At 36.2% G+C, this 6532-nt stretch carries 8 protein-coding genes; 3 read left to right on the top strand and 5 right to left on the bottom strand.

Features of this window, described 5'->3' with window-relative positions:
* Positions 1–22: 22 nt before the first annotated feature.
* The 5 genes from hisB to MW688_RS21850 all read right to left on the bottom strand — a co-directional run bounded on the left by hisB (position 23) and on the right by MW688_RS21850 (position 4736).
* The gene (hisB, locus tag MW688_RS21830) at positions 23–649 is read right to left on the bottom strand and encodes an imidazoleglycerol-phosphate dehydratase HisB (RefSeq protein ID WP_486738122.1); all 627 of its coding nucleotides are present in this window, start codon (positions 647–649) and stop codon (positions 23–25) included.
* 15 nt (positions 650–664) lie between these two features.
* Positions 665–2038, bottom strand: a complete 1374-nt coding sequence (locus MW688_RS21835; protein WP_486738123.1) for a hypothetical protein — start codon at positions 2036–2038, stop codon at positions 665–667.
* Between the two features lie 164 nt (positions 2039–2202).
* Positions 2203–3144 carry a glycosyltransferase family 2 protein gene (locus MW688_RS21840; RefSeq protein ID WP_486738124.1) on the bottom strand — a complete coding sequence of 314 codons (942 nt, stop codon included), beginning with the start codon at positions 3142–3144 and terminating at the stop codon, positions 2203–2205.
* 7 nt (positions 3145–3151) lie between these two features.
* Positions 3152–4204, bottom strand: coding sequence for an ABC transporter permease (locus MW688_RS21845; RefSeq protein WP_486738125.1), 1053 nt, complete (start codon positions 4202–4204; stop codon positions 3152–3154).
* Between the two features lie 13 nt (positions 4205–4217).
* Positions 4218–4736 carry an adenine phosphoribosyltransferase gene (locus tag MW688_RS21850; protein WP_486738126.1) on the bottom strand — a complete coding sequence of 173 codons (519 nt, stop codon included), beginning with the start codon at positions 4734–4736 and terminating at the stop codon, positions 4218–4220.
* Positions 4737–4840: 104 nt separating this feature from the next.
* On the opposite strand from MW688_RS21850, the gene MW688_RS21855 reads away from it, so the two are divergent.
* From MW688_RS21855 to MW688_RS21865, 3 genes are all read left to right on the top strand, one after another.
* A complete protein-coding gene (locus MW688_RS21855; RefSeq protein ID WP_486738127.1) occupies positions 4841–5452 on the top strand; it encodes a DUF3038 domain-containing protein in 612 nt (203 codons plus the stop codon).
* Entirely contained in the window at positions 5452–6111 is a 660-nt protein-coding gene (locus tag MW688_RS21860; protein WP_486738128.1) for a DUF4335 domain-containing protein, read from the top strand. The genes MW688_RS21855 and MW688_RS21860 overlap by 1 nt, the downstream gene beginning before the upstream one ends.
* Before the next feature lie 262 nt (positions 6112–6373).
* A complete protein-coding gene (locus MW688_RS21865; RefSeq protein ID WP_486738129.1) occupies positions 6374–6517 on the top strand; it encodes a hypothetical protein in 144 nt (47 codons plus the stop codon).
* The last annotated feature ends 15 nt before the right edge of the window (positions 6518–6532 follow it).

Consider the following 6532-nt stretch of genomic DNA (forward strand, 5'->3'; position numbering starts at 1 on the left):
TAGCTTGATTTTACCTCAAAGATTAAATTACACCCTTAGAACTAGGTATCTGATTAGCCCGTATGGGGTCAATGGCGATCGCCATTCTCATTGCTCGGGCAAATGCTTTAAAGGTTGCTTCTATGATATGGTGGGAGTTTATCCCTTCTAACTGGCGTAAATGCAGAGTCATCTGACTATTATTTACTACCGCTACAAAAAACTCCCTAACTAACTGAGTATCGTAATTTCCTACCCTTTGAGTGGGGATGTTTAAGCTGTAATTTAGATAAGGTCTCCCGGAGAAATCAAGAGCTACTTGTACTAAAGCCTCATCTAGGGGGGCCACAAAGTGACCGAAACGTACTATTCCTCTTTTTTCTCCCAAAGCTTTGGCTAGGGCTTGCCCTAGGCAAATACCTACATCTTCATTGGTATGATGATCATCTATTTCCCAGTCTCCCTGGGCTTTTACTTCTAGGTCTATTAAACCATGGGAGCAGATTTGGTGTAACATGTGGTCTAAAAATGGTATCCCAGTATCTGCTTGACATTGACCTTGACCATCTAGATTTAATTTGATTTCGACCTGTGTTTCTCCTGTGGTTCTCTTCACCACTGCCTGTCTTGAAGTAATTAGGCGATTAGAATTTATTGGCTCTATGGACATATAACTATCTTTTTTTTATTTATGATCATTATCTTTTGTCTCAGAAAATATATCTAAATCATTTTGATCTTCTTCTTCTGAAAAAATATTGGGAAAATCTCCATCATTATCTTCATCACCACTAAATAAATCTATTACATCCGATACTTCATTATTTGAGTTGTCAGTCATCTCAGACTCATTATTTCCTTCAATAGTAAATATATCATCAGTAAATATATCCTCAAATTTCTCTTCTGTGTCACCACCGTCGTCTATAAGGGCCTCTATATCTATATCACCACCATCATCTTCGTCATCTACAGATACTCCAGTTATGTCTTCATCAGGATTAAATGTAAATATATCATCAAAGGTTTCATCTTCTTGTAATTGGGAGTTTCTATCTGTTACTGTTGATTTAGAATCTATTGGCGAATCGTCTATATCTGTTGAAAACAAGCCGCTCACGTCAAAATCTTCGTCTAATGTCGCATTTCCCCATGGTTCAGCTATTACATCTATTTCATCTGATACATCTATTGTTTCTATGTCTAGACCTATTCCCTCATCATCTGTTATTCCTTGAGTAATATCATCAATTTCATATAGTCCCTCACCACTTGGCGATTCTTGATTTATATTTTCTGTTCTTGGTTCGACTGATTCTTGAATAGGTTCATTTATCGTTGGAGTGAAGTTTTGAAAACCCGGATTTGGTTCAGTTACTCTTTCTAATGGTTGCGCTTCTATTACTGGGGAGCGACTTGCATTTAACAAGAGGTTTGATTTCTCTTCCTCTAAAACTCTTATTCTCTCTTCGTATTGCTCAGTTTTTGTGGCTATTTCTGCTTCTACTTGTTGAACTCGCTCTTGATACTCACGTAAACTATTTTCTAATTGTTGATAACTCTCTCTAGAATCATCCAAATCATTTTGTAATTGTTCGTAACTACCTTGATAAGATTCTTGAACTTTTAGTAGTTCTTCGTTATATTTTTGCTCTAATTCTTCTTCTTTGGTGTAATTTTGTTGATACTTAGCTTCTATTTCGGCAATCTGCTGCTGGTATGATGCTTCTATCTCTTCTTTTTCTCTTACCAGATTTTGATAAGATTGCTCTATTTCTTGAAGCTTTTGGTTTGATTGCTCCAGATTTTCTACATAACTTTGGTTTTCTTTTTCTATAGTAACAAGTTTTTCTTCTAGCTGCTCTTTGTCTAAACGTAAACTCGTTACATCTTCTTTGATTAAATCATTTTCTCTTTCTACTTCTTTAAGGTTTTTGTGAGATTCTTGCTTTAACTTTTTATATTTCTGTTCTTGTTCGTCTAATTTCTTTTTTTGGAAAAAGAATAAACCTGCTGCTCCTAATGCAGCACCTATTACTAATCCTAAAACCAATTGCATATTAATTAACCTCTTTGATTATTATATTTAGACTTGTTATGGTTTTATTAAATACTGAGTTAAGCATGGTTAGACTATTATCTTACTCATTTTTTAGTTTTTTGACCTTTTACAATGCTAGTAAATTTACTTAATTGTCAAGATTTTAAAATTGTAAACTTACTTTAAGCTTTATTAAGCTTTTTAGCATTATAAGCTTCGTAAACTGCTTGTACATTATACCAATTAAGAAAAACACGGGCTATTTCCAGAGCTAGTTGAGACTTACCCTGTTTAATTAAATATTCTAAAAAAGAACTAAGAGTTGTTTCATTAAGTGTACCTCCTAAAGATAATATGCCCCAAAGCAGACGATGTAACCAAGTCATTTGTATCATCATTTTAACTTGCCAGGTTGGATGTTTTTCGTAAAAAACTAATCCCATACGACCTCTTTGTTTTTCTTTTTCAATCAAACTAGAAATTTGCTCTAGATTAAATGGGGGATGCCAATGATACCCAACAGCTAAAGGACACTTAATTAATTTTAACCCTAGTTTTTGTAATCTCACACCTAGTTCTAAATCTTCCCAGCCATAGAGGTAAAAATCTGTGTCAAATAATCCAGCTTTCTCTAACCATTTGCGAGAAATGGCCACATTTCCTGTAGCAAAGTAGGCGGCAGAAAAGTCAGTAAGCTTATAGGGTTCTGAGGTAGGGTCTTCAAAGTTAGCTGTATTAACTACTCGGCCATAAGTAAATACTTTATCAGTATTGAGTTTAGTTTGAGCTGTTTCTAGGGCCATACAGTGGGAGTCTAGAAAAGTTTCTGTGACCACTAAATCACTATCAATAAAGATAATAAAATCTCCTTGAGCATTTTTAACCCCAAGATTGCGGGCTGCTGCGGGACCTAGGTGTTGTTGTTGTAAAACCCTGACATGAGTTAATTGATGTTGATTTTCTGTAATCCAGTCTATGGTGTTATCTGTCGAACCATCGTCTACTATCAGCACTTCATAACCAGAGATAGATTTACTAGTTATCACTTGTTTTTCCAAAGCTGCTAAACACTTAGAGAGAATGGCTTGGCGATTATAGGTAGGAATAACAACACTAAAAAACATAGATTTTTCACTTAATATTTTTTAAACTAATACGGGGATCGACAAATTTTAATAACAAATCAGCGAGTAAATTACCAACTATCAGCATGGTTGCCCCCATCATCAGACTAGCCATGACTAAATACAAATCCTGGGCTTGTACTGCTTGGAGAATCAAACGTCCTGTTCCAGGCCAATTAAAAAAGTACTCAGCAATAAATGACCCACTGAGTAAACTTGCGAATTCAAAGCCTAGGAGAGTAATTAGAGGATTGATGGCGTTGCGTAAAGCATGAACATAGAGAACGCGATTTTCTGATAAACCCTTAGCCCTGGCGGTTTGGATGTAGTCTTGACGTAGAACATCAAGTAACTGGCCCCGTGTAAGACGTTGTAACCCCGCAAAACTAGTTAAACTCAAAGCAATTGTGGGTAAAATCATGTGCCAAGCCACATCTAAAACTTTTCCCAGGGGTGATAATTGGTCATGGTTAATACTAGTTATTCCCCCTACAGGAAACAAGGGAGAAGTCATCTGGGCGATAAATAGGAGAAATAGGGCAGTAATAAAGCTGGGGAAACCTTGACCAAGGTAACTGATAACTCTCAGAAATTTTTCCATGAGGGTGTTTTGTTTAACGGCACTGATGATTCCCAGGGGAATGGCAATTGCCCAGGTTACCAAAATTGATGCTGTAGCCAATAACAAAGTTGCCTCTAATCTTTCCAGTATTAACTCAGCCACATCTTTACGATAGACAAAACTTTGCCCAAAATCAAATTGAGTTATGACACGCCACAGCCATAAACGGTATTGAGTCAAGGGAGGTTTATCTAAACCGAATTCCGTTTTAAACCGTGAGAGAGTTTCGGCAGAAATTTGAGAGTTTTGGTCAGTCAATACATCTAAATAACTGCCGGGGGCTAATTGAATTATGAAGAAACTTAGAGCCGAAGCTAGTAATAAGCTTAGTAAACCTTGTAATATGCGTTTGATGATATATAAAAAGGTTTCGTTAGTTAGCAATCTACTTAATTGTTTGAGGAGGTCACTCAATCGGTATTTTTGAGTTAAGCTCATAAGCTAAGAGTTTTTAATATTCAATTAAATTAATGATTGGTAAATCAGCGAGCCGTTTACGTCCTTCTAGGGCTGTTAATTCAATGATAAAGGCCAAGCCCAGGATTTGACATTTTAGCTTATCTAATAACTCTGTTGTCGCTTTTGCCGTGCCTCCGGTAGCTAGTAAATCATCCACAATAAAAACTTTACCCCCGGGAGGAATCGCATCTTGATGAATTTGTAATTTATCTGTGCCGTATTCTAGTTCATACTCCACTGTATATACAGGGGCTGGCAGTTTTCCTGGTTTACGCACTGGTACAAATCCTGCTTGAAAATGATGAGCTAAAGCTCCCCCAATGATAAAACCGCGAGATTCAATTCCTACAATATACTCAGGTTTTAAACCCAAAGCAGTGATTTTTTCAGCTAAACTGTCAATAGTGTACCTAAAAGCTTCGCCATGATTAATCAGGGTAGTAAAATCACGGAAAACAATTCCTGGTTTAGGAAAATCAGGGATATCTCGAATTAGTGATTTAAGATCCATAATGTTATTATTAGTTCTTTAACTAGATTAAAATGTCTTGATTAAATTATTACCTAAAGTAATTTAAAATAATTAGTTTCTGTATGAGTTATTTTGTGAACAGAATGTCTGATGTTAGTTTATCTCCAAAATCTCCAAGTGACCTTTTCAGTATATTACCCGATCTGCCCCTTAAGAGCAATTATTGCTCTCCTGCCGTTAGTGAACAAATTGATTTGATGCTCACTGCCTTAGAAGCTTTAACCGTCGGGGGAATAGACCAAATTATGAATATTTCTCAACAATTAGAGTTAGATAAATTGATTAAAAATCGTATTTTTCTTTGGCGTCTCCGCTGTACTAATCCTTTACGCCGCTCTTATCGACGTAATCAACTAACTCAATTAGAAGCTAAAGCCCTAGTTGTGATTATTCATCATTTCGCTCAATCTTTGCAAGTGGAAATTCGTCAGCGTCTGATTGATGCTCAATTTATGCAAGATAAAAATTTACCCGTTGATACTCATTTTCAACTTTCTGAATATTTAGAAAAGTTCAAAAATTACTTTAAAAGACGTATGAATCATCGCCGTGTTAAAGTCAACAATTATTTAACTTCTGAAACAGATTTGAATGAAATAGCTTTATCTCTACTCACCAAGCTACTATTTTGTACCGGAAGTAGAGGAAGTGAGAGACTGTGGGTAATTTTATTTGATGGAGAGATAAATCAATAATGAATATTCGTCGTCAGTATCATGCGTCTAATTGTACTTTGACTTTAGAAGGTTTGAGTAATGATGATTCTAACGCTGAAGTTATTTCTATTCTCCTCAATGCTGAATGTGAGTTGACTAGTTTGAAAAAAAGCTTCAGAGGTGGCAAAACTTTTTTAGAAAATCTTGCTTTGGTTGTCAATGCTTATACTCAAGAGTTTTTAAGTGGTTTAGTTCATCCTCAAGAAATTAATTTGGATTCTGACCAGATAACTTTAGAACCTTATGGTAATTTACATCGCTTGACTTGGCAATCCACCACCGGAGTTGACGCTCCTGTAGAAACAGTTGATTTGACAACTATACAGTTATTTGATTTGGCAGAAACTCTAGATCAATTTTTCCTCGATAAAAGTGTATTACCAGAGTTTGATTTACCTCTAAAACCAGTTTCTAGCCGTTATCGTCACTCAGATAAATCTCTCTCAGAGAGAATCATAGCACCAATATTAGGCATAGGAAGTGTAGCTTTGAGTAGTATCGCCTTCTTTTTTATCGAACCCCCAGAGGTAGTAGAACCACAATCCCAGCCTATCTTGGAGTTGGAAGAACCGCAATCCCCCCCTCCTTCCGAGTCAGAACAAACGATACCTTCTGAAACTGAAGATACTATAGAATAAATTATATTAAGCATTCTTATAGGCGATCGCTCCAAAGAAAAGTAGGGTGCGTTAACGCAGTGTAACGCACCATAGTTTATGTGGTAATAAAGATGTTATATGAAAATAAATAAAATATATTAGTTATGTAGGCGATCGCTCTCGTGAAAAGTAACTTGTGTAGTATGTAGTAGGGGCGCAAGGCTTGCGCCCCTACCCAAGTTGAATAAAGCAATAAGACGTATGTACCACAGAGTAAGCCCAGAAAATTGATGAAAATATAATGATTATTAAAGCGGCGATCGCACAAAAGACAAAAAGAAAAAGATATGATTTAAAGATGGCGATCGCTCGAAAGACAAAAAGAAAAAGATCTTATTTAAAGATGGCGATCGCTCTCGTGAAAAGTAACTTGTGTAGTATGTAGTAGGGGCGCAAGGCT

It is taken from the genome of Johannesbaptistia floridana (assembly GCF_057440575.1).

Coding starts and splice junctions, on each gene's coding strand:
- hisB (WP_486738122.1), bottom strand. CDS start 649: ATGTCCATAGAGCCAATAAATTCTAATCGCCTAATTACTTCAAGACAG.
- MW688_RS21865 (WP_486738129.1), top strand. CDS start 6,374: ATGATTATTAAAGCGGCGATCGCACAAAAGACAAAAAGAAAAAGATAT.
- MW688_RS21860 (WP_486738128.1), top strand. CDS start 5,452: ATGAATATTCGTCGTCAGTATCATGCGTCTAATTGTACTTTGACTTTA.
- MW688_RS21835 (WP_486738123.1), bottom strand. CDS start 2,038: ATGCAATTGGTTTTAGGATTAGTAATAGGTGCTGCATTAGGAGCAGCA.
- MW688_RS21850 (WP_486738126.1), bottom strand. CDS start 4,736: ATGGATCTTAAATCACTAATTCGAGATATCCCTGATTTTCCTAAACCA.
- MW688_RS21855 (WP_486738127.1), top strand. CDS start 4,841: ATGTCTGATGTTAGTTTATCTCCAAAATCTCCAAGTGACCTTTTCAGT.
- MW688_RS21845 (WP_486738125.1), bottom strand. CDS start 4,204: ATGAGCTTAACTCAAAAATACCGATTGAGTGACCTCCTCAAACAATTA.
- MW688_RS21840 (WP_486738124.1), bottom strand. CDS start 3,144: ATGTTTTTTAGTGTTGTTATTCCTACCTATAATCGCCAAGCCATTCTC.